The following is a 2598-nucleotide window of genomic DNA, read 5'->3' on the forward strand; positions in this document are numbered from 1 at the left end:
CCACCGGGCCGCCGCCACCCCGGAACCCGCGGGCGCCGCCCGGGCCAAGGGCCGCCCCCGCAGCGCCGCCGCCGACCGCGCGATCCTCGACGCCACCCGCGAGGCGCTGGCCGAACTCGGCTGGGGCGGACTGACCATGGGCCACGTGGCGAGCCGCGCCGGGGTCGCCAAGACCACCCTCTACCGCCGCTGGCCGTCCAAGAACGAGCTCGTGGTGGACGCCGTCGCCACCCTCTTCGACGACCTGGTGATGCCCGACCTCGGCAGCCTGCGGGCCGACATCGAGGCCGTGGTGGCCCAGTTCGCCGATCTGCTGGCCCGCCCGGAGACCCAGGCCGCGCTGCTCGCGCTGTTCGCCGAGGGGACCCGCGACCGCCAGCTGCGGCGCCGGATCCGCGAGTCCATCGTGGATCCGCAGAAGCGGCTGGTCCGCCAGGGCCGGGCGGCCGCCCAGGCACGCGGAGAACTCGGAGCGGACTGCGACGCCGACTCGGCCCGCGAGGAGGTCGACATCATCTTCGACACCATCGCCGGCACCGTCGAGCACCGCGTCCTGGTCAGCGGCGAGCCGATCACCACGGAGTGGACCCGCCGCTTCACCGACCTGCTGCTCGGACCGCTGCTCGCCGGCTGAGCGCACGGCGGAGCCGCCGTACGGGATCCCGGTCCCGTACGGCGGCTCCGCTCCGGCCGCGGCCTCAGAACATCGCGTTCTCCTGGTACGTCCCCCACTCCTGCCGCAGCGCGTTGCAGATCTCGCCCAGCGTCGCCTCGGCGCGCACCGCGTCCAGCATCGGCGGGATCATCGACTCGCCCGAGCGGGCCGCCGCCAGCATGGCGTCCAGCCCGGCGCGGACGGCCGCCTCGTCCCGGGCCGCCTTGCGCTCGCCCAGCGCCCGGACCTGCTCGCGCTCGACCTCGTGGCTGACCCGCAGGATCTCCAGCTCGGGGGTGACGCTGCGCGGGTGGCAGTTGACGCCGACCACGCGCTTGTCGCCCTTCTCCACCGACTGCTGGTACTGGAAGGCCGCCTCGGCGATCTCCCCGGTGAACCAGCCCTCCTCGATGCCGCGCAGGATGCCGGAGGTGATCGGGCCGATCTCGTGGTCCTCGCGGCCCTTGTCGAGGATCCGCTGGAAGATCGCCTCGGCCTGCTGCTCGATCCGGTCGGTCAGCGCCTCGACGTACCAGGAACCGCCCAGCGGGTCGGCCACGTTGGCGACGCCGGTCTCCTCCATCAGCACCTGCTGGGTGCGCAGGGCGATCTCGGCGGCCTGCTCGGAGGGCAGCGCCAGGGTCTCGTCCAGGGCGTTGGTGTGCAGCGAGTTGGTGCCGCCGAGCACCGCGGCCAGTGCCTCCACGGCGGTGCGGACCACGTTGTTGTACGGCTGCTGCGCGGTCAGCGAGACGCCGGCGGTCTGGGTGTGGAAGCGCAGCCACTGCGCCTTGTCGGTCTTGGCGCCGAAGCGCTCGCGCATCCAGCGGGCCCAGATCCGGCGCGCGGCGCGGAACTTGGCGATCTCCTCGAAGAAGTCCAGGTGCGCGTCGAAGAAGAAGGACAGGCCGGGCGCGAAGACGTCCACGTCCAGGCCGCGGGACAGGCCCAGCTCGACGTAGCCGAAGCCGTCCGCGAGGGTGTACGCCAGCTCCTGCGCGGCCGTCGCCCCGGCCTCGCGGATGTGGTAGCCGGAGACCGACAGCGGCTTGTACGCGGGGATGCCCTCGGCGCAGTAGGCCATCAGGTCGCCGATCAGGCGCAGGTGCGGCTCGGGGGCGAAGAGCCACTCCTTCTGCGCGATGTACTCCTTGAAGATGTCCGTCTGGAGGGTGCCGTTGAGCACCGCCGGGTCCACGCCCTGGCGCTCGGCGGCGACCAGGTACATGCAGAAGACCGGCACGGCCGGGCCGCTGATCGTCATCGAGGTGGTGACCTCGCCGAGCGGGATGCCGGCGAACAGCACCTCCATGTCGGCGGCCGAGTCGATGGCCACTCCGCAGTGGCCGACCTCGCCGAGCGACTTCGGGTCGTCCGAGTCGTAGCCCATCAGGGTGGGCATGTCGAAGGCGACCGAGAGGCCGCCGCCGCCGGCGTCCAGGATCATCCGGTAGCGCTCGTTGGTCTGCTGGGCGTTGCCGAAGCCGGCGAACTGGCGGATGGTCCAGGTGCGGCCCCGGTAGCCGGTCGGGTGCAGGCCGCGGGTGTACGGGTACTCGCCCGGCCAGCCGATCCGCTCGAAACCCTCGTGGGCCTGCCCGGCGGGCGGGCCGTAGACCGGCTCGACCTCGTCACCGGAGAGGGTGGTGAAGTCCGCGTCACGCTTGCGGGCCTTGTCGTACCGCTGCTGCCAGCGCTGCCGGCCGCGCTCGATCTCCTCGGCGTCCATGACCCCGAACTCCGCTCCGTACGGCCGCCACGGCGACGGGCGGCACAGCTAGTAGGACGTCCTAACAATTTACTCGGACGTCCTAGTACTTGTCGATGGACGACCGCCGGCACGGCCGGGAATCCACTCCGAAGGGCCCACGAAACGCCGGGAGCGCCCCTCCCCCTTGATCGGGGAGGGGCGCTCTCGACGGCGCGGGCGGCGGGGCTCAGAC

The 2598-nt window shown here is 72.4% G+C and carries 2 protein-coding genes; one reads left to right on the forward strand and one right to left on the reverse strand.

Going from position 1 to position 2598, the window contains the following annotated elements; genetic code table 11:
- Window positions 1-634 (forward strand): TetR/AcrR family transcriptional regulator (locus tag ACIQOV_RS36660; RefSeq protein WP_401055125.1); only part of this gene is annotated, 634 nt, incomplete at its 5' end.
- Window positions 635-698: 64 nt separating this feature from the next.
- Here the strand turns inward: ACIQOV_RS36660 and ACIQOV_RS36665 are convergent.
- The gene (locus tag ACIQOV_RS36665) at window positions 699-2384 is read right to left on the reverse strand and encodes a methylmalonyl-CoA mutase (protein ID WP_401055126.1); all 1686 of its coding nucleotides are present in this window, start codon (window positions 2382-2384) and stop codon (window positions 699-701) included.
- Window positions 2385-2598: the final 214 nt, after the last annotated feature.

The sequence above is a fragment of the Kitasatospora sp. NPDC091257 genome (assembly GCF_044757675.1).
GTDB classification, from domain to species: Bacteria; Actinomycetota; Actinomycetes; order Streptomycetales; family Streptomycetaceae; genus Kitasatospora; species Kitasatospora lactacystinica.

Excerpts from the sequence above, each read along its gene's own strand:
- ACIQOV_RS36665 (WP_401055126.1), bottom strand. The coding sequence starts at position 2,384 with ATGGACGCCGAGGAGATCGAGCGCGGCCGGCAGCGCTGGCAGCAGCGG.